22 protein-coding genes are annotated in these 24,275 nt (G+C 64.4%); 8 read left to right on the forward strand and 14 right to left on the reverse strand.

All coding sequences use genetic code 11. The annotated features are described in order from the left end of the window. Positions 1-95 precede the first annotated feature (95 nt). The 4 genes from MTX21_RS12770 (at position 96) to MTX21_RS12785 (ending at position 4,726) form a co-directional block, all read left to right on the forward strand. The gene (locus MTX21_RS12770; protein ID WP_280965162.1) at positions 96-1,316 is read left to right on the forward strand and encodes a cytochrome P450; all 1,221 of its coding nucleotides are present in this window, start codon (positions 96-98) and stop codon (positions 1,314-1,316) included. 67 nt (positions 1,317-1,383) lie between these two features. Next, complete coding sequence (rocD, locus tag MTX21_RS12775; RefSeq protein ID WP_280965163.1) at positions 1,384-2,601, forward strand: ornithine--oxo-acid transaminase; 1,218 nt, start codon at positions 1,384-1,386, stop codon at positions 2,599-2,601. Positions 2,602-2,721: 120 nt separating this feature from the next. Further along, complete coding sequence (locus MTX21_RS12780; protein WP_280965164.1) at positions 2,722-3,084, forward strand: hypothetical protein; 363 nt, start codon at positions 2,722-2,724, stop codon at positions 3,082-3,084. 97 nt (positions 3,085-3,181) lie between these two features. Next, positions 3,182-4,726 carry a Spy/CpxP family protein refolding chaperone gene (locus MTX21_RS12785; RefSeq protein ID WP_280965165.1) on the forward strand — a complete coding sequence of 515 codons (1,545 nt, stop codon included), beginning with the start codon at positions 3,182-3,184 and terminating at the stop codon, positions 4,724-4,726. Between the two features lie 29 nt (positions 4,727-4,755). Here the strand turns inward: MTX21_RS12785 and MTX21_RS12790 are convergent, their stop codons facing one another. From MTX21_RS12790 to MTX21_RS12830, 9 genes are all read right to left on the reverse strand, one after another. Next, positions 4,756-5,619, reverse strand: coding sequence for a sugar phosphate isomerase/epimerase family protein (locus MTX21_RS12790; RefSeq protein ID WP_280965166.1), 864 nt, complete (start codon positions 5,617-5,619; stop codon positions 4,756-4,758). Beyond that, complete coding sequence (locus tag MTX21_RS12795; RefSeq protein WP_280965167.1) at positions 5,619-6,809, reverse strand: dihydrodipicolinate synthase family protein; 1,191 nt, start codon at positions 6,807-6,809, stop codon at positions 5,619-5,621. Before MTX21_RS12795 ends, MTX21_RS12790 begins: the two co-directional genes overlap by 1 nt. Before the next feature lie 10 nt (positions 6,810-6,819). After that, complete coding sequence (locus MTX21_RS12800; protein WP_280965168.1) at positions 6,820-7,971, reverse strand: Gfo/Idh/MocA family oxidoreductase; 1,152 nt, start codon at positions 7,969-7,971, stop codon at positions 6,820-6,822. Beyond that, complete coding sequence (locus MTX21_RS12805; RefSeq protein ID WP_280965169.1) at positions 7,968-9,365, reverse strand: hypothetical protein; 1,398 nt, start codon at positions 9,363-9,365, stop codon at positions 7,968-7,970. The genes MTX21_RS12800 and MTX21_RS12805 overlap by 4 nt, the downstream gene beginning before the upstream one ends. A gap of 4 nt (positions 9,366-9,369) precedes the next feature. After that, positions 9,370-10,218 (reverse strand): ABC transporter ATP-binding protein, encoded by an 849-nt coding sequence (locus MTX21_RS12810; protein WP_280965170.1) that lies wholly within the window; start codon positions 10,216-10,218, stop codon positions 9,370-9,372. Further along, entirely contained in the window at positions 10,215-11,207 is a 993-nt protein-coding gene (locus tag MTX21_RS12815) for an ABC transporter substrate-binding protein (RefSeq protein ID WP_280965171.1), read from the reverse strand. Before MTX21_RS12815 ends, MTX21_RS12810 begins: the two co-directional genes overlap by 4 nt. A gap of 51 nt (positions 11,208-11,258) precedes the next feature. Next, on the reverse strand, positions 11,259-12,068 hold the full coding sequence (locus MTX21_RS12820) for an ABC transporter permease (protein ID WP_280965172.1): 810 nt from the start codon (positions 12,066-12,068) through the stop codon (positions 11,259-11,261). A 282-nt stretch (positions 12,069-12,350) separates the two neighbouring features. Continuing rightward, complete coding sequence (locus tag MTX21_RS12825) at positions 12,351-13,058, reverse strand: TetR/AcrR family transcriptional regulator (RefSeq protein ID WP_280965173.1); 708 nt, start codon at positions 13,056-13,058, stop codon at positions 12,351-12,353. Positions 13,059-13,286: 228 nt separating this feature from the next. Further along, entirely contained in the window at positions 13,287-14,135 is an 849-nt protein-coding gene (locus tag MTX21_RS12830; protein WP_280965174.1) for a VOC family protein, read from the reverse strand. Between the two features lie 217 nt (positions 14,136-14,352). On the opposite strand from MTX21_RS12830, the gene MTX21_RS12835 reads away from it, so the two are divergent. Next, complete coding sequence (locus MTX21_RS12835; RefSeq protein ID WP_280965175.1) at positions 14,353-15,246, forward strand: sugar kinase; 894 nt, start codon at positions 14,353-14,355, stop codon at positions 15,244-15,246. 18 nt (positions 15,247-15,264) lie between these two features. After that, the gene (rbsK, locus tag MTX21_RS12840) at positions 15,265-16,173 is read left to right on the forward strand and encodes a ribokinase (RefSeq protein ID WP_280965176.1); all 909 of its coding nucleotides are present in this window, start codon (positions 15,265-15,267) and stop codon (positions 16,171-16,173) included. Between the two features lie 30 nt (positions 16,174-16,203). Here the strand turns inward: rbsK and MTX21_RS12845 are convergent, their stop codons facing one another. Beyond that, positions 16,204-17,424: an FAD-dependent oxidoreductase gene (locus tag MTX21_RS12845; protein ID WP_280965177.1), complete on the reverse strand. Its 1,221-nt coding sequence runs from the start codon at positions 17,422-17,424 to the stop codon at positions 16,204-16,206. Positions 17,425-17,675: 251 nt separating this feature from the next. On the opposite strand from MTX21_RS12845, the gene MTX21_RS12850 reads away from it, so the two are divergent. Further along, positions 17,676-18,470, forward strand: coding sequence for an enoyl-CoA hydratase/isomerase family protein (locus tag MTX21_RS12850; RefSeq protein WP_280965178.1), 795 nt, complete (start codon positions 17,676-17,678; stop codon positions 18,468-18,470). A 9-nt stretch (positions 18,471-18,479) separates the two neighbouring features. On the opposite strand, the gene MTX21_RS12855 is transcribed toward MTX21_RS12850, so the two are convergent. The 4 genes from MTX21_RS12855 to MTX21_RS12870 form a co-directional block, all read right to left on the reverse strand. Continuing rightward, on the reverse strand, positions 18,480-19,820 hold the full coding sequence (locus tag MTX21_RS12855; RefSeq protein WP_280965179.1) for a TRAP transporter large permease: 1,341 nt from the start codon (positions 19,818-19,820) through the stop codon (positions 18,480-18,482). Further along, positions 19,817-20,395 carry a TRAP transporter small permease gene (locus MTX21_RS12860; protein WP_280965180.1) on the reverse strand — a complete coding sequence of 193 codons (579 nt, stop codon included), beginning with the start codon at positions 20,393-20,395 and terminating at the stop codon, positions 19,817-19,819. Before MTX21_RS12860 ends, MTX21_RS12855 begins: the two co-directional genes overlap by 4 nt. A gap of 62 nt (positions 20,396-20,457) precedes the next feature. After that, a complete protein-coding gene (locus MTX21_RS12865; protein WP_280965181.1) occupies positions 20,458-21,453 on the reverse strand; it encodes a TRAP transporter substrate-binding protein in 996 nt (331 codons plus the stop codon). Positions 21,454-21,515: 62 nt separating this feature from the next. Next, entirely contained in the window at positions 21,516-23,234 is a 1,719-nt protein-coding gene (locus MTX21_RS12870) for an IlvD/Edd family dehydratase (protein WP_280965182.1), read from the reverse strand. Positions 23,235-23,418: 184 nt separating this feature from the next. Here MTX21_RS12870 and MTX21_RS12875 point away from each other — a divergent pair, with 184 nt between their 5' ends. Beyond that, positions 23,419-24,105: a GntR family transcriptional regulator gene (locus MTX21_RS12875; RefSeq protein WP_280965183.1), complete on the forward strand. Its 687-nt coding sequence runs from the start codon at positions 23,419-23,421 to the stop codon at positions 24,103-24,105. Positions 24,106-24,275: the final 170 nt, after the last annotated feature.

Consider the following 24,275-nt stretch of genomic DNA (forward strand, 5'->3'; position numbering starts at 1 on the left):
TCGGCTAGCAAATCGTGGCACGACTGTAGACGGTGAGCCGCATCGCTCGAAACAGCGAAAACGGCATATCGGTCTCAACCGGCGAGTATGGCGGCATGAACGCAGATGCGAGAGAACTGGCGGCCAGTTTCGATCTGGAGAAGCTGACGCCAGAATTCTACGACAATCCCTACCCAACTTATCGTGCACTGCGGGAGAATGAGCCGATCAAGCGCCTGCCGAACGGCACCGTGTTCCTGACCCGCTACGACGATCTCGTCGCCGCCTACAAGAACACAAAGTCGTTCAGCTCGGACAAGAAGCGCGAGTTCGCACCGAAATACGGTGATTCCCTGCTCTACGAGCACCACACCACCAGTCTCGTTTTCAACGATCCGCCCTCCCATACCCGCGTACGGCGCCTGATCATGGGCGCGTTGTCGCCGCGCGCGATCGCCGGCATGGAACCTGACCTGATCAGATTGGTCGACGGCCTGCTCGACGCCATCGCCGCCAAAGACCATTGCGAGCTGATCGACGACTTTGCAGCCTCCATTCCCATCGAGGTGATCGGCAACCTGCTCGACGTTCCCCACGAGGAGCGCGAGCCGCTCCGCGACTGGTCGCTGGCAATCCTGGGAGCGCTCGAACCGGTCGTGTCGACCGAAGCCGCTGCACGCGGCAATCGCGCCGTGAAGGACTTCCTCGCCTATCTCGAGACGCTGGTTGCGCGCCGGCGCCGCAAGCCCGGCAATCCCGAGCGCGACGTGCTGACGCGCCTGATCCAGGGCGAGGAGAATGGCGAGCGTCTGACCGAGAAGGAATTGCTGCACAACTGCATCTTCCTGCTCAATGCCGGACACGAGACCACGACCAACCTGATCGGCAACGGTCTGGTGGCGCTGCACCGCAATCCCGATCAGAAGCAGCGTCTGATCGACAATCCGGAGCTGATCAAGACGGCGGTGGAGGAGATGCTGCGTTATGAGAGCTCCAACCAGCTCGGCAACCGCATGACCACGGAACGCGTCGAGCTCGGTGGCGTCATGCTCGATGCGGGCACGTCGGTCACGCTGTGCATCGGCGCGGCCAACCGCGATCCCGCGCAGTTTCCGGATCCCGAACGCTTCGACATCGCGCGCACACCGAACCGGCATCTCGCCTTCGCCACCGGCGCGCATCAATGCGCCGGCATGGCGCTGGCGCGGCTCGAAGGCGCCATCGCGATTTCCCGCTTTCTGGCGCGCTTCCCGCGTTATGCCGTGAACGGTCAGCCGGTGCGGGGCGGGCGGGTGCGGTTCCGCGGCTTTTTGAGCGTACCCTGCTCCACCGGCTGAGCATTTTTGAAAGAGCCGCGCATGATCGGTTAGAATGCGCGAGGCACATGAGCGGGAGTGACGAAGGATGAGTAGTCCGCCAGTCGCTGATTTCATCGCCAGGGAGGCGCGCTTCGGCGCCCGCAATTACGAGCCGCTCGGCGTTGTCCTGTCGCGCGGCGAAGGCGTCTTCGTTTGGGACACCCAGGGCAACCGATATCTGGATTGCCTCTCCGCCTATTCGGCGCTCAACCAGGGCCACTGCCATCCGAAAATCCTGGCCGCGATGGTCGAACAGGCCAGCCGACTGACCCTGACCTCGCGCGCATTCCACAATGATCAGCTCGCTCCCTTCTATGAAGAGATCGCGGAGCTGACGGGCTCCCACAAGGTGCTGCCGATGAACAGCGGGGCCGAGGCGGTGGAGAGCGCGATCAAATCCGTGCGCAAATGGGGCTACGAGGTGAAGGGGGTGCCCGACGGGCAAGCCGAGATCATAGTCTGCGCCAACAATTTCCACGGACGCACCCTCGGTATCGTCGGCTTCTCGACCGACGCGACCACGCGCGAACATTTCGGTCCCTTTGCACCGGGCTTCAAAATCATTCCCTTCGGCGATCTCGCAGCGCTGGAAGAGGCAATCACGCCGAACACAGTCGCTTTCCTGGTCGAGCCGATCCAGGGCGAAGCCGGCGTCATCATTCCACCGGCAGGCTATTTCACGGGGGTGCGCGAGCTATGCACCGCACACGAGGTGATGCTGATCCTCGACGAGATCCAGACCGGGCTCGGCCGCACCGGCAAGCTGCTTGCGGAACAGCACGAGGGCATCGAGGCGGATGTCACGCTGCTCGGCAAGGCTTTGTCCGGCGGCTTCTATCCCGTCTCCGCCGTGCTTTCCAACAACGACGTCCTCGGCACGCTGAAACCGGGCCAGCATGGCTCGACATTCGGTGGCAACCCGCTGGCCTGTGCGGTGGCGCGGGCGGCGCTCCGCGTTCTCGTCGAGGAAGGGATGATCGAAAACGCTGCGGTACAGGGTGAACGCTTTCTGCAAGGCCTCAGAAACATCCGCGCCAACACTGTCCGCGAGGTGCGCGGACGCGGGCTGATGCTGGCGGTCGAGCTCAACCCTGAGGCCGGACGTGCGCGCCGCTACTGCGAGGCCCTGCAGCTCGAGGGCATCCTCGCCAAGGATACTCACGAGCACACGATCCGCTTCGCCCCGCCGCTGGTGATCACCAGCGACCAGGTTGACTGGGCGCTGGAGGGCATCGCGGCCACGCTTACACGGGATTTGGCGTAAGGTCTGCCTGCGTCCGAATAGCGCAATGCCGGCGGCGGCCGAACGATTTCGCCATCTGCGCGTTGAAGGTTGCGGGCGACTGGATGAGCGGAGAGCTGCTGTCATGCTTCCGCGTGGCGTTTGGCTTACGGCTTTCCTGGTTGGCGTCTCCGTGCTGGCGGCGAATGTCGGCGCACTCGCCCAGGAGCATGGAAGAGGTGGACCACCGGCTGCACGACCGGCAGCGCCACCTGCGATGGCCCGTCCGGCGGCGCCGCCAGCCATGGCGCGGCCCGCCGCGCCGCCAGCCATGGCGCGGCCTGCCGCACCGCCGGCCATGGCGCGGCCTGCCGCACCGGCATTCCATCCACCGGCCATGCCGCAGCGACCGGCGATGGCACCACATCCGGCGCCCCATATCGCCTCACCGCCGCCGCGTCCGACCCCGCACTTCGCTGCACCACCGCCGCGAGCTGCCCCGCACGTGGCGGCACCGCGGCCTGAAATCCGTCGCCCGCCGGCAGCACCGCAGCGCCCGGCCGTGGCACAGCGGCCGACGCCGCATGTCGCACCCGCCTCACGCCCCGGAGCGCCGCCGGCTGTGAGCGAGCGGCCGGAACGGCCGCGCGAGATGCTGTCGCGCCAATCCGCGGAACGCCAGGGCCGCATCGACCGCATGCAGCAGCGAGTGCAGCAATTGCAGTCGCAAAAGCCCGCAGAAGGCGCAAGGGCGCAACGCGAGCAGCAACGGTTACTGCAGTCGCAGAGCCGGCTGCTTGAGCGCGAGCAGCGAGTGCAACAACGCGAGCAGCACGTCGAGCAGCGGCAGCGCGAGATGCTTAATCGCCAGAGCGCAGAACGGCAGAGCCGCATCGATCGCATGCAGCAGCGCGTCCAGCAATTGCAGTCGCAGAAGCCGGAAGGCCTGCGGGCGCAACGCGCGCAGGAGCGGGCGCTGCAGACGCAGAACCGGTTGCTCCAGCGCGAGCAGCGCATGCAAGAGCGCGATCAGGCGCGCCTGCAGCGGTTGGGACCGCAGCCTTCGGCCGAGCGATCCGCCGCTGCCGCTGCCGTCGCGGCACAAGCTGCGGCACGCGGACGGTTTGCCGCCCGCTTCCGCGGCGACGACACGCTGCAAGCGCGCGCGGCCATCGACGCCCGGCAACACGGTTGGGCTCCCCGCTCTGCCTGGCGACATGGCAGGCGCGCAGCGTTTGTGGCCTGGCTCGGCCCGGTGTTCTGGCCCTATGCCTATTCCGACATCTTCGACTACACGTTTTGGCCTTACGCTTATGAGCCCGGTTACTGGGCCTACGCCTACGACGACTTCGTCGACACCGTGTTCTGGGGCGGCGATAACGTGTATTCCGCCTACGCCGCCTATCCGCAATCCGGCGCGACGATACCGAGCGGTCGGCCGCGCCAACGCGCGAGCGCAAGCGCGCAGACCGTCCGGCAGTTGTGCGGAGATCCGGAAAAAGGCGTGACCGCCTGGCCCTTCGCGTCGATCACGCAGGCAGTGCGGCCGACACCGGAGCAGCGTACCCTGCTCGATGACTTGAAGGCTGCGGCCGCGAAGGCTGCCGACGTGTTCAAGCAATCCTGCAATGACTCATACGCGCTGACGCCACCCGGCCGGTTGCGCGCGATGACGAACCGCGTCAGCGTCACGCTCGAAGCGGTGAAAATCGTGCGGCCGGCGCTCGAACGATTCTATAGCTCACTCAGCGACGAGCAGCAGGCGCGTTTCAACGCGCTCGGCCCCAATTTGGGCGAGCGCGCGCAACAGCAGCCGCAGCAACAGGAAGCGAATGCCCAGCCCGAAAGCTGCGGCGATCCGAAAGCCAGCCTGACGCAGCTCCCGATCGAACGAATCGAGGCGGTGGTACACCCGGCGGGCAAGCAAAAGGAAGCGCTCGAACGCTTGGGCGATGCGACCAAGCAGGCGGTACAAGCCCTACAGGCTGCCTGCCCGGACGACGTGCCGTTGACGCCAGTCGGGCGTCTCGAAGCGATGCAGAAGCGGCTCGAAGCTATGCTGGAGGCAGCCAATCGGGTGCAGCCGGCCTTGGACGAGTTCTATGCGACGCTGAGCAGCGAGCAGAAGGCCCGCTTCAACACGCTTCCCCAGACGGCAAGCCAGTGACCGCCACCAGCGTTGCCTGAGTGCCGATCCTAAACCACGCTCCGGTGCCGCTCGATGCAGGTGCGCAGCACCTCGTCCATCGGTCTGCCCCACCAGTCGTTGGAAAAGATCTCGATCTCCGAATAGCCTGCGTAACCCTGCGCCTCGACCGCTGCGCGCACGGATTTGATGTCGATCACGCCGTCACCCATCATGCCGCGGTCATTGAGGATGTCCTTGGTCGGCACCAGCCAGTCGCAGACGTGAAACGCCAGCAGGCGATCCTTGCCGGCGCGCGCGATCTGGCCCATCAGCTCCGGATCCCACCAGATATGATAGACATCGAGCGCAACCCCGAGCATGCCTGTATGATCAGGGTCGAGACGGTCGCAGATATCGAGCGCCTGCTTGGTCGTGTTCACGCAGGCCCGGTCCGCCGCGTAGGCCGGATGCAGAGGCTCGATCGCCAGCGGCAGTTTTGCCTGCCTGGCGTAGTCGAGCATCTCGGCCAAGGCGTCCTCAACCTGCCCCCGCGCCGCAACGATATCTTTCGAGACTGCGCTGCCCGGCCGCGAGTATTGCGGCAGGCCACCGACGACCAGCACGATGCAGGATGCGCCCAGCGCCTTGGCTTCATCGACACAGCGCCGGTTATCATCGCGCACCTCGGTTCGGCGCGACTTGTCAGACGTGAACATGCCGCCCCGGCAATAGCCCGAGAGCTCCAGGCCGGCGTCGCGCACCGCGCGCACGGCGCGGTCGAGGCCAACGGATGCGACTTGGTCGCGCCAGGGATCGATGGCACGGATGCCATGGCGGGCGCAGGCCTCGACGATCGCAACGAGGTCACCCTGCTTGCGAACCGTCGCCGTGTTCAGCGACAGCCAGCGATGATCGGACGAAAAATCACGCATCAGGATTCGATTCCGTGCGAGGCCAGCACGGTCTTCATCCGCCGCGCCGCGAGTTCGGGGTTGGCGAGCAGGCCGGCCTGATCGGCGAGGCGGAACAGCTCGGCCAGATGCAGCATCGACCGCGCGCTCTCCTGGCCGCCGACCATGGTGAAGTGATCCTGGTGGCCGTTGAGATAGGCCATGAACACCACGCCGGTCTTGTAGAAGCGTGTCGGTGCTTTGAAGATATGGCGCGACAGCGGCACGGTTGGCCCCAGAACGTCGTGGAAGCCGGCTTCGTCGCCGGCCGCAAGCCGCGACAGTGCATAAGAGGCCGCCGGCGCGATAGCATCGAAGATGCCCAGCAGCGCGTGCGAAAAGCCTTGGCTATCGCCGGCGATCAGCTCCGCATAGTTGAAGTCGTCGCCAGTATACATCTTGATGCGCTTGTCGAGGCGGCGGCGCATATCGATCTCGCGCTGTTTGTCGAGCAGCGAGACCTTGACGCCGTCGACCTTGGCGGCGTTGCCGTTGATGATGGCAACGGCCGTGTCCATCGCCTTGTCGAGATCCTTGGTGCCCCAATATCCCGTCAGCGCCGGATCGAACATGTCGCCGAGCCAGTGAATGATCACGGGTTCGCGGACCTGCGATAGCACACGATCATAGACCTTGGCATAGTCGTCGGCGTTGCGGCCGAGCTTGGCGAGCGCGCGCGAGGCCATCAAGATGATCCGGCCGCCAACCTTCTCGACCGCCGAGATCTGCTCCTCATAGGCGCGGATCACATCGTCGAGGCTCTTCGCATCCTCGACCGCGAGATGGTCGGTGCCGGCACCGGAGAACACCAGAGCTTTGCGGCGCTTGGCGGCCGCGACCGAGCGCGTGATCAGTTCCAGCGACGTCGGCCAATCCAAGCCCATACCGCGCTGCGCGGTGTCCATGGCCTCCGCGACGCCAAGACCGAGATCCCAGACGTGCTCCCGGAAGGCGATGGTCTTGTCCCAGTCGACGGACACCGAGAGCCAGGGATCATTATCCGCGAAGGGATCGGCAACCGTGTGCACGGCCGAGAAGGCGACACGGTTCAGCGTGCCCTCGAGCTTGGCCGGAAAGTTGCGCGAAGCCGCGAGTCGATAGGTCTCGATCGACCGGTCGGCCTTCGGTAGTTTCAATGAAAGCGATGACATAGGCTGGATGGGCTTGTTCATGTCAGCCTCCTCAGACCTTGATCGGCGCGACGTCGATCCAACGCCGTTCCTTCCAGCTCTTCAGTGCACATTCGGCGAGCTGCACGCCCTTGGCGCCCTCGAGCAGCGTGAACTTGTACGGCGCATCCTCGTAGACGTGGCGGATGAACATCTCCCACTGCTCCTTGAAGCCGTTGTCGTAGGTGACGTTGTCCGGCAGCTTCTGCCAGTCGCCGTAGAAATCGTGCAACCGCTTCTCGTCGGGATTCCAGACCGGACGCGGCGTCGCCTGCCGCGCCTGGATCATGCAGTCGGACAGGCCTGCGACGGCCGAACCGAGCGTGCCGTCGACCTGGAAGGTGACGAGGTCGTCGCGATAGACACGCGTGACCCAGGACATGTTGATGTGCGCGATAATGCCGCCCTTGAGCTGGAACGTCGCATAGGCGGAATCGTCGGCGGTCGCCTTGTACTTCTCCCCTTGCTCGTCATAGCGCTCGGGAATGTCGGTGTTGCCGATGCAGACCACGCTCTCGACGTCGCCGAACAGGTTGTCGAGCACGTAGCGCCAGTGGCAGACCATGTCGAGGATGATGCCGCCGCCGTCCTCGCTGCGATAGTTCCAGGACGGCCGCTGCGCCTCCTGCCAGCCGCCCTCGAACACCCAGTAGCCGAATTCGCCACGCACCGAGAGGATGCGGCCGAAGAAGCCGGAGTCGCGCAGGAAGGCGATCTTCTTCAGGCCCGGCAGGAACAGCTTGTCCTGCACCGTGCCATGCTTGACGCCCTTGGCGTTGGCGAGCTTGACGACCTCAACCGCCTCCTCGAACGTCGTCGCAATCGGCTTCTCGCAATAGACATGCTTGCCGGCGTTGATCGCGCGGGACAGCAGGCCGGGCCGCGCCTGCGTGGTCGCGGCGTCGAAGAACATGGTATCGTTCTTGTCGGCGAGCGCGGCGTCGAGGTCGGTGGTCCAGCGCGTGATGTTGAACTGCTTGGCCAGCCGCTCGAGCTTGTCGGCACTGCGGCCGACCAGAATTGGATCTGGCATCACGCGATCGCCATTCTTGAGCTTGACGCCGCCCTGGTCGCGAATCGCCACGATCGAGCGGATCAGATGCTGGTTGAGCCCCATGCGGCCGGTGACGCCGTTCATGATGAGGCCGAGGCGTTGCGTGGTCATGCCAATTGCTCCTGACGTGATTTTGGCTGTTCAAGCGGGCGCAGTGCCGACCAGTCCGGATGGACCGACGTCGCAAAGCCCGTTGCGGTCAGCGATCCCGTGACGAGATCGCCGTTGTGAATGGAGAGCCGGATGCCTTTGCCGGCATCGGCGTAGAGATCGGGATGGGCCTTCGCGAAGGCCTCGGCTTCTGCGGCGGGCGTCTCGCCGAAACCGTCGACGTAGTGATGGCCATTGCGCTCGGCATGGGTGACGCCGATGAACGCACCGAGCGCGAGATCCTGCTGCACGGCAAGGCCGGCCTGGCAAGTCAGGTCCTCGCCGGTGACGAAGAACGTCTCTCCGCCCGTGCTCCACTTCGCCGCGCGCGTTGCGTTGACGATGGACTTGTAGAGTCCCTTGCAGGATTTCGACGAGATCCCGCGATAGCCGAGCGCTCGCGCTGCCGGGAATGCGTCGTAGGAATCATCAGCCTCGTCGATGATGAAGGCGCGCGCCGCGAGCGAGCCGAGCGGCGAATGCCGCGTGATGTCGCGCGGCATCGGCTGTTCGACATAGAGCAGGCGCGACGAGATCGATCGAAGCAGGGAATCGCGATCGAGCTGGTCGATCAACGCGCGCAGCGCGTCGAGATCGGCATACTGCTCGTTCGCGTCCAGGGTCACCTTGTAATCATGACCCAGCTTATCGAGCTCCTTGCCGATGCGCGCCAGCCTTGCTGCATCGGCCGTCGGATTGCCCGACAGCTTCAGCTTGAAATAACGTGCACCGGCATTCTCGTGCGCATCGGCGACACCGCTCTCGCCTTCGACGACGTCGTCGAGACCCACGGTGTGGCGAACCGCGACGCGCAGCAGCGGCTTCCGTTCCGCAAGGAATTCCCCGACGTCCGATTCCCTTAGATCGGGCGAGAGTCGCGCATCGATACCGGCAATGTTGCCGGCCATTCCGTCGAAGAAATTGCTGTCATTGCCACGCAGCACCGCATCGAGAATTGCCTTGTCAATCTCGGCCGGGCCATAGGCTGCAGCCAGCGGCGGAATGTTCTCCTTCGCGCAGGCTGCAACCTGCGCGCCGATGCAGGCAGCATGCAGCCCGAAGGCCGTGTTAAAGCCGCTCTGCGCCAGATAGAGACCGCGCGCAATGCGCAGCGAGCGTCTGAGCCCATCGACCGTCTGCGCCGGCGACAGCTCCGGCCGCTTGTCGAACCATTTTGGCACCAGCAGTTCGGCGCTGGCGCCGACTGCGGTCCCCCTGCCCTCGACCTCGATCTCGGCCCGCACGAAGAGCTGCGGGGTCGCATGAATCGTGATGGCGCCGAAGCGGAACGGCCGCGCGAAACGCACGGGCCGTTCAAAGAACGCGATATCTCGCAGTTTCAGGCGCACAGACATGGCTCTAGTCCAGCGAACCCTGCGTGAAGAAGTGCTTGCGGATGCGTTGCACGAGCTCGGTGAAGACCGGGTCGGCCATCACGTCGAGCGAGCGCGGGCGCGGCAGCGGCACATCGTAGATCGCGGCGACCGCGCCCGGCCGCTCGGTCATGACCAGCACGCGGTCGGCAAGGAACACGGCCTCCGGAATCGAATGGGTGATCAGGAGCACGGTCTTGCGCGTTTCGCGCTGGATCCGCATCAGCTCGACGTTCATGCGCTCGCGCGTCAGCGCGTCCAGCGCGCCGAACGGCTCGTCCATAAGCATGATCTTGGGATCATGCACCAGTGCACGGCAGATCGAGGCGCGCTGCTGCATGCCGCCGGAGAGCTGCCAGGGCAGCTTCTTCTCGAAGCCTTCGAGCCCGACCAGCTTCAACAGCTCCTTGGCGCGGGCGAGATATTCGGCCCGTGGCAGCCGCTTCATGTCGATCGGCAGCATCACGTTTGAGATGATGTTGCGCCAGGGCAGAAGCAGCGCGTTCTGGAAGACGATACCGACATTGCCGTGCGGCGTCGTCACCTTCTCGCCCTCGACCAGGATCTCGCCGGTCGTCGGCGGCAACAGTCCGGAGATCAGCTTGAGCAGCGTCGACTTGCCGCAGCCGGAGGGACCGACCACGACGAAGAACTCGCCGTCATTGATGTGGAAATCGAGCGGCCGCAGCGACGGCACATCGCCGTCGCGCGTCCGATAGGTCTTCGACACGCCGGACAGCTTGATGCCCGACGCGTCGCTGCCGGCCCGATCGCTCACCAGTCTCAGATGCGCGGCCGGTTGCACGTCATCACTCGGTCTTGTCGCTGGTTTCACGAGTTGCCCTTTGGCAGGTAGTCGTTGGTATAGAAGGCCTTCGGGTTCTCCTTGGCCTTGGCATCGAGCCCGCCATATTCGACCATCAGATTGACCGAGTCGGTCATGTTCTGGTCGGTGACCTGGAACGGCCGTTTGCTCTTGGTCTCCGCCGTCCGATAGAGCGGGATGGTCAGCTCAAAGCCCTGAGTCAACGTCTCGATCTTGCCGCCCTTCGGGTTGGCGTCGAGGATCGACTGCGCCGCCGCCTTCGGCTCCTTTTCGGCGGCTTCAACCGCCTTTGTCGTCGCCGACATGAAGCGGCGGACGAGATCCGCATTGGCCTTTACGTAGTCGGAATTGGCGATAATGCCCGAGGAGACCATGTTGATGCCGTAGTCGGCGAACTTGATCGGATAGACGTCCTTGCCGGTGGCATCCTTGATCTTCATCGACTGGTCCATGACGTAGCCGAGCAGGAGATCGGCCTGGCCGTTGATGACGGCATTGAGCTTGGTCTGGCCGTCGCCGGCCACGGTGTGGAAGTCGCTTTCCTTCAGCCCGGTCTTCTTCAGGAACAGCGGCCAGATCTGCGTCATGGAGTCGGCCGGCGTGATCGCCACCGTCTTGCCCTTGATGTCCTCGGGCTTTTTGATGTTCTTGTCAGCGAAGCCCATGGCCGACATCGGGCTGGTCTGGAGCAGCACGCCGGTCGCGATCACGGGCGCGCCTTTGATCGCGGCGCGCATCATGGTGGGAACGTCGACATAGCCGAAGTCGGCGGTCTTGGCCGCAACGGCCTGCGTGGTCGCCGCAGAGCCGCGGCCTTCCTGGATTTCGAGGTCGATGCCCTCGGCGGCATAGATGCCCTTGGCCTTGCCGTAATAGAACGGCGCGTGCTCGCCATAGACGTACCAGTTCAGCATCAGCACGACCTTGTCGGCAGCCTGCGCCGGCGCAACCGAAAGCGCCATCAGCGCCGCCGAGACAGCTCCTATCCACCGCTTCATCTACTTTCTCCCTTGTCCTTGTTGCTTCGGCCGTTGGTGGCCGTTCGTTGCTTAAGAGGTGAAAATCACATCCTCACGCTGGCTGACATGCCAGGGAATGACCAGCCGCTCTATCCGGTCCACGATCCAGAACAGCACCACGCCGAGCAACGCGAGGATCACGAGTGCAGCAAACATCGTCGGCAGGTCGAATGTGCCGATCGAGCGTTGCATCACGTAGCCGATGCCGGAATTGGAACCGACGAATTCGCCGACGACGGCGCCGACCACTGCGAGCGTCACCGACACTTTGAGGCCGGAGAAGATCGCGGGCAGCGCATGCGGCAGATTCACCGCGCGGAACACCTGAAACCGGCTGCCTTGCATGGCGCGGGCAAGATCGACCATGTCAGGATCGACCGATTTGAAGCCCTGGACGGCCGAGACCACCACCGGAAAGAAGCCGAGCAGGAACGCCGAGATCACTTTCGGCAGGATGCCGAAGCCGAACCAGACCACGAACAGCGGCGCGATCGCGATCTTCGGCACGGATTGGGAGAACACCAGCAGCGGATAGACGTAGCTCTCCACCGTCTTCGATCCCGCGATCAGCATCGCCACGGGAATGCCGAACAGCGCGGAAAGCACGAAGCCCCATATGGTCGCGTAAGTGGTGGGCCAGGACTGACGCAGCAGCTCCGGCCAGTCGCTGCGCAGCACGGCCACGACGTCGGCCGGCGCCGGGATCTGATAGGCGGGGATCTTGAACAGCCGGATCGAGAGATCCCAGGCCACGACAATGAAGACCAGAAACAACAGCGGCCGCACCCAGGCCGCATTCAAGATCTTGGACACCGCACTTTGCGGCTTCGGTTCAGCCACGCCTCACTCCCGGCAGTCTTTTTGGTTCGGTGAGAAATTAACCCGTTGGATAAATACTGTCCAGCGGTTTCCCCTGTGACGTTTTGCGCAGTGGTTCCCACGGTTAGCTCGCGTTCCCGTTAAGCGGCCGGTCAATCATGCCGCATCTTCGGTGTCATCCCCCGCGAAAGCAGGGGATCCAGTACGCGGCGACTTCTCCGTATTGGCTCAGCGCCTCCGGAAAACTGAATCGCCCGGTCGAGCCGGGCGATGATATCTGAGATTGTGGAATAAAGAATTCCGCTAGACGGGCTGATGCTGCGGGAGGCGCGACTTTGGCGCCTTGACGATCTCGAGCAGTTCCGCCGATCGTCCCGTCAGCGCGGCCAGAACCAGGCCCACCATGTGGGCAAGCCGCTCATCCTTGGCGTCCTTGGCGAGCAGGTCGCGTCCGAAGATCACGCTCAAGGTGGCCGAGTTCGAGAGATAGAAGAAGCACAGCGCCGCGATCGAGATGTAGAGCTGCACCGGATCGACCGCGACCTGGAAATCGCCGCTGTCGACGCCGCGCCGCACCACGGTGCGGATCATCTCGACGAAGGGCGAATGCATCGACTTGACCTTGGTCGAGCGCTTCAGATGCTTTGCCCGCGCGAGGTTCTCGGTCTGCAGCAGCGACAGGAATTCGGGGTTGCGCAGAAAATAGTTCCAGGTGAATTCGATCAGCCGTCTGATCGCCTCGGGCGGATCGAGATGCTCGAGATCGAGTCCCCGCTCCTCGCTGCGGATCTTGTCATAGGCACCCTCAAGCACCGCGAGATATAGCTCGTCCTTGTTGCCGACGTGATAGTAGAGCATGCGCTTGTTGGCGCCGGCCTCGGCCGCGATACGGTCGACCCGTGCACCGGCAAGCCCGTGGGCCGAAAACTCCTGCTTGGCAGCCTCGAGAATGCGCAGCCGCATCCCTTCGGGATCACGCTGCCATCTCAGATTTCGCTTTGCCTTCGCCAAACCGGTTGCTCGCTGGATGCTCTCACAACGTCATGTAACACGCGCGCGACGGTTTGAGAATGAAGGATGGCGGGACTCCCCGGGGAATCTGGGCGGCGTGGCAGTAAGGCGGAAGGTGGCGCCGCATAGTTCGTCATTGCGAGCGCAGCGAAGCAATCCAGAAATGCATCCGCGGAAAGATTCTGGATTGCTTCGCTGCGCTCGCAATGACGTGGAGAGGCCAGGGCCTCAGTCCGTCGGCTTCGGCGTACGCTCCAGCAGGATGGTCTGGATCCCGCAGGTGCCGTTCCTGATGCTCATCACCCGCGTGCCCGGCTTGCGGCCGTTGCGTACCTCGCTGACGTCGACGCCGGCCGAGATCAGGCGGGCGCGCGTGGCCTCGAGGTCGGCCACCCGCCAGCTCAGGCCCCACAGCCGATCATGCGCGAGATCGCCGCCGGCGACCGGCCTCCGCACCACCTCGACGATGAGATCGCCGCAGCGGAAGAACATGAGCTGGCCCCAATCCTGGTGTGAGCGGTCGAGCGCCAGATCGAGCCCGAGCCGCGCGCCATAGAGCGCCGCGGCACGTTCGGAATCCTCGGTCGCGACCACGACGTGGTCGAGCGCGTCGATCGGCGCGACGTCGCTCGCCGCCGACTGCGGACGCTCCTCGGCGAGCTCAAGGAAGAACATGCGCACGCCGCGCGTCAGCTCGGTCGCAGCGCGCGTGCGTTTCCAGTGCAGAACCGCGCCGGTCTCGGCATCGCTGCTTTCGACCTCGGCGACCGGGTCCGGACGCAAGGCCACCCGCTCCAGCCGCCGGTACATCTTGCCCATGTCTGCAACACGAAAGCACAGGCTCGCGAGCACGCCTTCGCGGTCCTCCAGCAACGCGCGCATGCGATCGGCGGCCACGCTGAAGCCGCTCGGCGCCATCAGCTCGATCGTCATGTTGGCAAGCGTGAACAGCACCCGGTCGGCGCCCTCGCCTGAATTCTGCCAGGCCGGTGCCCGCCCCAGCAGCGTCTGATAGGCCGCCTTGGCCGCACCGATGTCCTTGACCAGAGCAACGACGTGATCGAGGCCGGTGATCATTTTCCCTCCCCCTTCGACGCGCCTGGAACTGCAGATCGATCCGGCGCGGCGCTCCGCTTGGGCATTGCGTTGGCCCTGTCATGGTCGTATTCCGACGCAAAGCTCACCTCAAGCGCTTCGGGTGGCGGCTTTGCGAATAATTTCGGCGTCTCCTGAACGGAACCGGTGCTAGAGTAATTCCGCCGGCCGGGACCACCCAGCGCATTACGGACAACCAATGCAGGCCCTCTTTATCGGACAGACCTATATCGACGTCGTCTTCATCACCGACCACATGCCGACCGGCGACGAGAAGCACGTGGCCTCGGACTACGCAGTCTCCTTCGGCGGCAACGCGGTTACGGCGGCGTTCTGCTGCGCCAAGCTCGGCATCGTGCCGGACCTGATCGCCACCGTCGCCAATGACTGGCTGGGCCGCATGTTCCAGGACATGTGCGCGAAGTATGCGATCTCGCTGCACGGCCGGAAGGTGAACACCTCCTCGCTGTCCTTCATCATGCCCAAGGACGGCAAGCGCGCCATCGTCCGCTGCCGCGACGACACCCACATCCATCCCTTCCCGATCCTCAATCTCGGCAACTGCCGCGCGCTGCATATCGACGGCCACCAGCCGGACGCCGCGATCCATTATGCAAAAGTCTGCCGCGAGGCCGGCATCCTCACCTCGCTCGATGGCGGCGGTCTGCGCACCAACACGCACGAGCTCTTGGAATTCATCGACGTCGCGATCGTCGCTGAACGCTTGTGCGAGCAGATGGATCTGACCCCGGAGCAGATGCTGGACTACCTGAAGGGCCGCGGCTGCAAGATCGGCGGCGTCACCATGGGCGAGAAGGGCCTGCTCTGGTACAACGAGACCGGCACGGTCGAGATCATGCCGGCAATGCCGATCCCGCGCGAGCGCGTGCTCGACACCAATGGCGCCGGCGACGTGTTCCACGGCGCCTATATCTATTCCTACCTCGCCCATCCCGGCAAAACCTGGCGCGAGCATTTCGACTTCGCCCGTGCGGCCTCGACGTTCAAGATCCAGCGCCTCGGCAACGAGGCCGGCCTGCCGACGCTTGTCGACATCGCCAAGGTCAGGCACGAATTCGAGGTCAGGGTTTAGCGTTCGCTGGAGTCTCGCATGGGACGTGTCTTCGTTGCCGGCAGCATCAACATGGATGTGGTGGCGACGGCCGATCGCCATCCCAGGGTCGGCGAAACCGTCGCAGGCCGGCAGGTGCTGTATTTTCCCGGCGGCAAGGGCGCGAACCAGGCCGTGGCCGCGTCGCGGCTGGGTGCCCGGACCACGCTGATCGGCCGGCTGGGGAAGGATTCCTTCGGGGCGGAGCTGAAGGCCTTCCTGGGCGGTCAGGGCGTCGATCTCGGTTACGTCCAGGAGACGGCCGAGGCGCACACCGGCACAGCAATCATCACGGTGGCGGACGCCGACAACACCATCGTCGTCATTCCCGGCACCAATGCGCTGGTCGGCGCGGACGATGTCAGTGTCGTGCCGCTGCTGAACGGCGATGTCGCGGTCAGCCAGTTCGAGATCCCCCTGCCCACGATCGCCGCGTTCTTCCAGCGGGCACGGTCCGCCGGGGCGACCACGCTGCTCAATCCGGCGCCCGCGCAGAAATGTTCCCACGACCTGCTCGAGCTCGTCGATATCCTCGTGCTGAACGAGACCGAGCTCGGCTTCCTCGCAGGCGTCGAGCTGTCCGAGAGCGACGAGCCGGCGCGCATCGTGGACGTCGCACGGCAGCTTCGGGCGCGCGAGGACCAGACCATCTGCGTGACGCTGGGCAAGCGCGGCGTGCTGACGCTCGCCGCTCCCGAAGAGATCGTCGTGCCGGGCCGCCTGGTGAAGGCGATCGACACAACAGGCGCCGGCGACTGCTTCGTCGGCGCGCTCGCGGCGCGACTCGCCGGTGGCGCGCCCTTGCGTGATGCGCTCACCTTCGCCAACGCCGCCGCTTCGATCTCGGTGCAGCGGATGGGCGCCGGTCCCTCAATGCCGACAGCGGCGGAGGTTGCGGCGGTTTTGTAGGGCGTTTCTTCCCGGCTTGCGGGGGGAAGATCAAGCCAGCGCGCTCTTCAGGTCAAAATTTTCATCGCCGGCCTGCTCCGGCGAGATCGAGCGGTCCATCCCAAGCAGGCGACGGCCGAACATGTGATCGCCGGCGCGGTTGATCGACTCGATGCCGAGCAGCGTGTCGCCCTTGTAGCAGAACGCGGAGAACGCCTTGCCTGCGGGGTTGCCGCGCAGCACGACGCGGTCGTAGCCGGTGGTGAGCCCCGCGATCTGGAGCTTGTCATCACCCTGGTCGCTCCAGAACCAGGGGTGACCGTCGTAAGGCTTGCTGTCGCCGGTCAGCCGCGCCGCCACGCATCGGGCGTGATCGGTGGCGTTCTGCACCGACTCCAGCCGCAGCGATCCGCCGAAGCGCGGACTCGCAAACAGTGCGCAATCGCCGACTGCCGAGATGCTGGGATCGGATGTGAGCAGATGCTCGTCGACGATGATGCCCGATGCGACTGGCAGCCCCGCTTCCGCCGCGAGCTCGATGTTCGGCAGCACGCCGACGCCGACCACGATGAGGTCGGCCGGCAAGTGCCGGCCGTCGCTGAGGCTGACGCCGGTGACCTTGCCGCCCTCCGCCTCGATGCTGGTTGCCTGCACACCGAGGTGAATACGAATGCCGGCTTCGCGGTGCCGGGCCTGGAAATAGTCCGAGACCTCGGCCGTCACCGCGCGCGCCATCACGCGCGGGGCGAGCTCGATCACGTCGACCTCCAGCCCCTTGATTCGCGCAGTGGAGGCGAATTCCAAGCCGATGAAGCCCGCGCCGATGATCACGGCCCGCTTCTTCGATGGCATGATTTTTCGCAGCGCTTCGCTCTCATCGAGGATGCGCAGATATTTCACGTCGGACAGGTTTGCGTTGGGCAGATCGAGCAGCCGGTTGCGTGCGCCCGTGGCCAGCACGAGGTGGCCATAGGGAAGCGTCTCGCCCGAGGCGAGAAGGACCGTGCGTTTCGCGCGTTCGATCGACACCGCGCGGCCCGCGATCAGCTCGATCTTCTGGTCCTGGTAAAACTTTTCCGGCCGGAACATCAGGCTTTCCGGACCGGCGGAGCCCTTGATGTAGGCCTTGGACAGAGGCGGCCGCTGATAGGGCAGATGCGCCTCGTCGTTGACGAGGCAGATGCGGCCGGAAAAACCTGCCTGACGCAGGGATGCCGCGACCTGGTAGCCGCCATGGCCCGCACCGACAATGATCACCGGGCCATCCGTCATTGGAACAGACCTCTTCCCAAGACACGAGCGTTAGCCATGTCGTCTCCTCTCTCGCTGATTTTGGCTTGCTGGCCTCGCCCGGAGGAGCCGGCGCTCGTGTCCGTTCCTAAACGAAGGCAGCGCCATTTGACCCCATCGTTCCGGGTTGCGCAAGAGCGCCAGCCTGGCATGCAAGCTGCCATGACCGGGATTGTCACCCCTCGGCTTCTGCGATTTAGTTGCGCCAACGACCTCATGCCGGGGATTTTCCGATGTCTGCTCCCGTCTCCCGTCCCGATGATGCCGCCCTGCTGCGGATCGATGGCCCGATCGCAACCATCACGCTCAACCGCCCCGCCGCGTTTAACTCGATCAATCTTGCGATTGCGCAGCGGCTCGAACAGCTCGCGGCGTATATCGAGGGCGCCGACGAGATCAGGGTCGTGGTCATCGAGGGCGAAGGCCGCGCCTTCTGCGCCGGCGGCGATCTGCAGACAATCGGCGCTGCGGCCGAAGCCAATACGGTGACGCCGGTCGTCGGCGAACTGCTGAAGCATTATCACGCCTTCATCGAGACCATCCGGCGCATGCCCAAACTGTCGCTATCCAGCGTTCACGGTTCGGCGGCCGGCGCCGGCATGGGTCTCGCCTTCGTCACCGACCTCTGCATTGCCGCAGAGGATGCCCGCTTCACGCCGGCCTATGCCAAGATCGGCGTCTCGCCGGACGGTGGCAGCACGGTCGGCATCGTCGGCACAGTCGGATCCCGCCGCGCGCTTCAGATATTCCTGTCCGAGGACAATTTTACCGCGCAGCAGGCCTATGAGTGGGGTCTGGTCGCCAAGATCGTGCCTCCGGCCGAGCTGAAGGAGGCGACACGGCAGCTCGCCGAGCGCCTCGCGCAGAACCCGCCGGCGGCGATCGCCGGCACCAAGTCGCTAGTCTACCAGGCCGCGACCACGCCGGTGAAGCAGCAGCTCGACGCCGAAGAGCACAAGATCATCATGGCGATGAACACAGAAGAATTTCGCGTCGCCGTGAAGAAATTCACGAGCAAGGGCAAGTAGCCGCGACACTCACTGCGGACAGATGTAGCCCGTCCCTGCCGGCGACTTGAAGCAGCCGACCGACTCCGGCAGCACGTGCCGCGGCAGCCAGAGCACCACGCTCGGGAAGTAGATCGCAAACGCGATGGTGGCGAAGAACACGACGTAGATCGGCAGCGCCGCGCGCAACGCCTTGGCGAAGCTGATGCCGACGAATTTCGACGCCATCAGCAGCACCAGCCCATAGGGCGGCGTAATCAGGCCGAACGCGAGCGTGGCGATCAGCACCACGCCCATATGCACGCCATTGATGTCGCCCGCCTCCGTCAGCGCGTTGACCAGCGGCATGAAGATGATGATGGTCGGCACCGGCTCGATGAAGTCACCCACCACGGTGAACAGCAGCACCATCAACAGCATGATCAGATGCGGATCGTTGCCGGCGATGGAGGTGATCCATTCCGCGATGTAGTTCGCGCCACGCAAATAGGCCAGCATCCAGCCGAAGGCGTTGGCGGCGCCGATCGTGATCAGCGGCAGCGAGAAGATCAGGCCGGCGAGGCAGAAATCGTAAGGGATCTTCTTGAAGTGGCCGCGATTGAGCGCGGGGATCACGACCAGGATAATCCAGGCCACGGCGACGACGCCGGCCTCCGTCGGCGTGAACCAGCCGGTCAGGATGCCGCCGAGCAGGATCACCGGGATCATCAGCGGCAAGGCGGCATCGCCGGCAGCGAACGCCACCTGGCGCAACGGCGCCCGCGGCTTGCGCAAGCCCGAAGGCCCGAAGAAATAGCAGTAGATCATCAGGCCGAAGCCGATCATGAGGCCCGGCACCACGCCCGCCATGAACAGGCCGGCGATCGAGACATTGCCGACCGCGCCATAGACCACGGCCGTGATGCTCGGCGGCACCAGCGCCGCGATGGTCGAGGCCGAGGCGATGATGGCCGCGATGAAGGCGGGCTCATAGCCCTCGCGCTTCATTGGACCGCCCAGCGCGCGGCTCATCACGGCGACGTCGGCGGTGGTCGAGCCGGACATCTCCGAAAAGAACATGCTGAAGACGACCACGACCTGCGACAGGCCGCCCCTGATGTGCCCGACCAGCGACACCGACAAGTTCGCGATCCGCACCACGACATTCGCCGAACTCATGAGCTCGCCGACCAGCAGAAAGAACGGGATCGCCAGCAGCGCCTCGGAGTCCACGCCGTCAAAGATCTTCTGGATGATCGCGGCAAGGGAGACGTCCGAGAGGATCGCACCGATGAATACGCCGGCCATCAGCGAAAACGGCACCGGCACGCCGAGATAACCGAAGAACAGGAAGCAGAAGGACATCAAGGCCAGGACGACTGGTGCGCTCACGGCTGCGCCCTCATCTGTGCGTCTGTAACGACGGGCGTTGCGTCCTCGTCCGGTGGCTCGGGATGGTCAAAACCGTTCCGAAGGCCGTTGACAAGCTGCTCGATGGTGAACAGGCCTATCAGCACGCCCGACAGCGGGATGATGGCATAGAGCGAGGCAATCGGCGTACCCGACGGCAGGCGGAAGCTGCCGAAGCCGCGCAGATAATTCTGATAGCCGTACCAGATCAGGCAGAAGGCGACGCCGAGAACGACGATGCGAATGACGACTTCCACGATCAGCCGCGGCGTGCCGTGCATCGCCTCGGAGATCGCGGTGAGATAGAGATGGTCGTTGCGCCTTGTCGCGGCCGCCGTGCCGATGAAGATCGCATAGATGAACAGCGTCGAGGTGACTTCCTGGAGCCACAGCCAGGGATGGCCGATGGTGCGGGTAACGATGTCGGCGGTCACCGACAGCGAGAAGCCGAAGCACAACGTGCCGCAGAGAAGCATCAGCGCGAGCTCGAGCCAGTCGAGCGCGCGCCATTTGAGGTGACGCTGCCGTCTGAGAACCAGTTTGTCGGCGATGGCCATTTACTTTCCCCATCGTCCCGGCTTACGCCGGCCCGACTCGCGGAGGTGACGGCAAGCCCAGCCTAGTTAACCGACCGGATCAGGTTCTTGATCTTCTCGGCGTGCGGGCCGAGCTCCTTGGCGAGCTTGTCGAGATAGGGATCGGCGATCGCCGTGAAGCTCTTCTTGTCGACGTCCTGGACGATCTTGACGCCCATCTTCTTCAGCTTCTCGGCCGCGGTCCGCTCGAGCTCGAACGCCTTCTGCGGCTCCTTGGTGCTGATCTCGTTGGCCGCCGTCTGTACCCACTGCTTCTGCTCGGCGGACAGGCTCTGCCAGAGCTTGTCGGAGACGAACACCAGCGCATTATTGGCCTCGTGCTCGGTGATGTTCAGGATAGGGGCAACCTCGTAGTGCTTGTTGACGAGGTAGACGTTGATGCTGTTCTCGGCGACGTCCACGACACCGGTTTGCAGCGAGGTGTAGACGCTGCCGAACGGCATATGCACGGTCTGGGCGCCATAGGCCGGGAACATGGTGTCCTCGGTCGCGGTCGCCTGGACGCGGACCTTGAGCCCCTTGATGTCGCCGACGTTGTGAATCTCCTTCTTGGAGTACATGTGGCGCACGCCCTGCGAGCCGGTTGCGATCACATGCAGGCCCTGCGTTGTCTCCTCGATCATGGTCTTGAGCGCTTCGAACACGCGGGGATCGGCCAGCCCCTTGATCACGTGGTTCTCGTCGCGGAACAGGAAGTGCAGCGACATCACGCCGGCCTGCGGCGAGATCGTCGCCGTGTTGGCCGACGAGATGATGGCGAATTCGATATCGCCGGATTTCACGAGCTGGAGGACCTGCGGCTCCTGCCCGAGCTGAGCGCCGGGATACTGATCGATGATCATCGTCCCCTTGCTCAATTCCTTGAGCTTGTCGGCGAAGAGGTCACCCGCGATGGAATAGCCGGTATTGCGCGGCTGGTCGTAGGCGAAGCGATAATGCTTCACCTCCTGCGCCCCGGCCCCAGCGACGAACAGGACGGCGGCCAAAGCCGCCAACCCACGCATGGATCGTGCAATCATCGTTTCCCCCTGTTTTATCGCCCGCCGCTTTTGCGGTCTGAGCTACGTTTTCGGGTGGTTGGTCACCCCTTCCCAGTCACTTGCCCAGTCCTCTGCATGAAATCGAAGTCGCAGCCCTCATCGGCCTGCAAGATGGTCTCGTTGAAAAGCCAGGCGTAGCCGCGCCGCGCCTCGTCCGGCGCAGCGATCGGCTTCAGCGCAGCGCGGCGCCGTTCCAGCTCCGCGGCCTTGACCAGCAGCTCGATGCTGCGCTTGGCAACGTCCAGCCGGATCATGTCGCCGTTCTTCACCAGCGCAAGCGGACCGCCGACGGCGGATTCCGGCGTGATGTGCAGCACGATGGTGCCGAACGCCGTGCCGCTCATGCGCGCGTCCGAAATACGCACCATGTCCTTGGTGCCGCCCCGCGCGAGCTTCTTCGGGATCGGCAGATAGCCCGCTTCGGGCATGCCGGGCGCGCCCTTCGGACCAGCATTGCGCAGCACCAGCACGTCGTCAGCGTTCACATCGAGATCGGGATCGTCGACCCGCAGGGTCATGTCCTCGACGGATTCGAACACGACGGCACGCCCGGTGTGCTGCAACAATTTCGGGCTCGCGGCCGATTGCTTGATGACCGCGCCGCGTGGCGCGAGATTGCCGTGCAGGACGGCAAGGCCGCCTTCCGGCTTGATCGGATTGTCGCGGGAGCGGATCGCGTCCTGACCGGGCACCTCTTCCGCATTCGCCACGACATCGCGCAGCGTCTGCCCCGTGATGGTCCTGGCGTCGAGATCGATGAGATCGCCGAGCTGCGCCAGCAGCTTCGGCACGCCGCCGGCGTGATGGAAATGCTCCATATAGTGCTCGCCGGACGGCTTGAGATCGACCAGCACCGGCACCTCGCGGCCGAGCTTGTCGAAGGCCTCGAGATCGAGCCGGTGCGGCGAGCGATGCGCCATCGCGGTCAGATGGATCAGACCGTTGGTCGAGCCGCCGATCGCCTGGAGCACGACCTGCGCATTCCTGAACGAGGCCGGCGTCAGCACTTCGCTCGGCTTCGGCCCCTTCGTCTTCGCCATCTCCGCAGCAACCTTGCCGCTCGCCTCCGCCAGGCGGAAGCGCTCGGCATGTGGCGCCGGAATGGTTGCGCTCATCGGCAACGACAGGCCGAGCGCCTCGATCATGCAGGCCATGGTCGAGGCCGTGCCCATCACCATGCAGGTGCCGACCGACGGCGCCAGGCGTCCATTGACCGCCTCGATCTCGGCATCGTCGATATCGCCGGCGCGATACTTGGCCCACAGCCTGCGGCAGTCGGTGCAGGCGCCCAGTACCTCGCCCTTGTGATGGCCGACCACCATGGGCCCAACCGGAATGACCACAGTCGGCAGATCGGCGCTGATCGCCGCCATCACCTGCGCAGGCAGCGTCTTGTCGCAGCCGCCGATGACGATCACCGCGTCCATCGGCTGGGCGCGGATCATCTCCTCGGTGTCCATCGCCATCAGGTTGCGCAGATACATCGAGGTCGGATGCGCAAAGCTCTCGGCGATCGAGATGGTCGGAAACACGAACGGCATCGCGCCCGACAGCATCACGCCGCGCTTGGCGGCCTCGATGATCTGCGGCACGTTGCCGTGGCAGGGATTGTAGTCGCTATAGGTGTTGGTGATGCCGACGATGGGGCGCTCGAGCGCGTCGTCGGAATAGCCCATGGCCTTGATGAACGCCTTGCGCAGGAACAGCGAGAAGCCGGCGTCGCCATAGCTCGTCAGACCCTTGCGCAAGCCACTCGTCATCATGCCACTCCATTCCGCCTAGCCATTGTCGTACAGCCTGCCCCCTGATTGTCAATAAGATTGGCCTTCGCTTCGGCGAATTCATCACAGAACGGCGGTCGAGCGGTCCAGATTATTGACAATCTGACTGCTCCCTGCTCCACAGGGATGGCGGGACCGGGGAGCCCTGCTGGAGGCTGGAGGGATGCAGCACATTCGCACCGCGAACGCCGTGACGGTTCGGCGCGACGACCCGGACGATGTCGTCGCGCGACTCGAGGAGGACATCATCTTCGGCCGTCTCGCGCCCGGCGCGCGCCTGACCGAAGACGCGCTGATGGCGCGCTACGGCACTTCGCGGCACTTCGTGCGCCAGGCGCTGATGGAGGCGGAGCGGCGCGGCATCGTCCGCCGCGAGAAGAATGTCGGTGCCACCGTGCGGTTCTACTCGGCCGAGGAGGTCCGGCAGATCTACGAGGTCCGGGAAATGTTGACGCGGCAGGCCGCGCTGATGATCCCGCTGCCCGCGCCGCAAAGCCTGATCGACGTGCTCATTGAGCTGCAGCGGCAATATTGCGCCAGGGCCGAGTTGCAGGACCTGCGCGGCATTCACGAGACCAACGATGCCTTCCATGTCGCGCTGTTCGGCGCCTGCGGCAATCCCTATCTGGTACACTCGCTCCAGGACTACATGAACCTGACGCTGCCTATGCGCGCGAAGAATCTCGCCGACCGCGAGGGGCTGGCGCTGTCGAAGCGCCAGCACGAGCTGATGATCGAGCTGTTGAAGGGCCGCGATAGCTGGGCCCTGGCTCAGCTCTGCGTCGATCACATGCAGTTCAGCAAGTCGGATTATCTGAAGCGCATCGCGGAGGATAAGGCTGGGCGCTAGTTGGGCAATTTCCCGCCACGAGCGAGCCGCACACTCCTTGACGGAACGTCGCTGGCCTGGGCGCGTTGGAAGGCTTTAGCGAGATCGATTTGCCCAGCGGTGCTTCGGACGTGGCCGGATTTGCCTGAGCAGTTGCCGCCAAGCGAGGGCTGGCCTGGGCGAGCAGGTTT

This window comes from Bradyrhizobium sp. ISRA430, assembly GCF_029909975.1.
GTDB lineage: Bacteria > Pseudomonadota > Alphaproteobacteria > Rhizobiales > Xanthobacteraceae > Bradyrhizobium.

What these genes read in the sequence shown, in the direction of transcription:
- MTX21_RS12770 (WP_280965162.1), top strand. Translation starts at nt 96, where the DNA reads ATGAACGCAGATGCGAGAGAACTGGCGGCCAGTTTCGATCTGGAGAAG.
- rocD (WP_280965163.1), top strand. Translation starts at nt 1,384, where the DNA reads ATGAGTAGTCCGCCAGTCGCTGATTTCATCGCCAGGGAGGCGCGCTTC.
- MTX21_RS12790 (WP_280965166.1), bottom strand. Translation starts at nt 5,619, where the DNA reads ATGCGTGATTTTTCGTCCGATCATCGCTGGCTGTCGCTGAACACGGCG.
- MTX21_RS12795 (WP_280965167.1), bottom strand. Translation starts at nt 6,809, where the DNA reads ATGAACAAGCCCATCCAGCCTATGTCATCGCTTTCATTGAAACTACCG.
- MTX21_RS12800 (WP_280965168.1), bottom strand. Translation starts at nt 7,971, where the DNA reads ATGACCACGCAACGCCTCGGCCTCATCATGAACGGCGTCACCGGCCGC.
- MTX21_RS12805 (WP_280965169.1), bottom strand. Translation starts at nt 9,365, where the DNA reads ATGTCTGTGCGCCTGAAACTGCGAGATATCGCGTTCTTTGAACGGCCC.
- MTX21_RS12815 (WP_280965171.1), bottom strand. Translation starts at nt 11,207, where the DNA reads ATGAAGCGGTGGATAGGAGCTGTCTCGGCGGCGCTGATGGCGCTTTCG.
- MTX21_RS12830 (WP_280965174.1), bottom strand. Translation starts at nt 14,135, where the DNA reads ATGATCACCGGCCTCGATCACGTCGTTGCTCTGGTCAAGGACATCGGT.
- MTX21_RS12835 (WP_280965175.1), top strand. Translation starts at nt 14,353, where the DNA reads ATGCAGGCCCTCTTTATCGGACAGACCTATATCGACGTCGTCTTCATC.
- rbsK (WP_280965176.1), top strand. Translation starts at nt 15,265, where the DNA reads ATGGGACGTGTCTTCGTTGCCGGCAGCATCAACATGGATGTGGTGGCG.
- MTX21_RS12845 (WP_280965177.1), bottom strand. Translation starts at nt 17,424, where the DNA reads ATGACGGATGGCCCGGTGATCATTGTCGGTGCGGGCCATGGCGGCTAC.
- MTX21_RS12850 (WP_280965178.1), top strand. Translation starts at nt 17,676, where the DNA reads ATGTCTGCTCCCGTCTCCCGTCCCGATGATGCCGCCCTGCTGCGGATC.
- MTX21_RS12860 (WP_280965180.1), bottom strand. Translation starts at nt 20,395, where the DNA reads ATGGCCATCGCCGACAAACTGGTTCTCAGACGGCAGCGTCACCTCAAA.
- MTX21_RS12865 (WP_280965181.1), bottom strand. Translation starts at nt 21,453, where the DNA reads ATGATTGCACGATCCATGCGTGGGTTGGCGGCTTTGGCCGCCGTCCTG.
- MTX21_RS12870 (WP_280965182.1), bottom strand. Translation starts at nt 23,234, where the DNA reads ATGACGAGTGGCTTGCGCAAGGGTCTGACGAGCTATGGCGACGCCGGC.
- MTX21_RS12875 (WP_280965183.1), top strand. Translation starts at nt 23,419, where the DNA reads ATGCAGCACATTCGCACCGCGAACGCCGTGACGGTTCGGCGCGACGAC.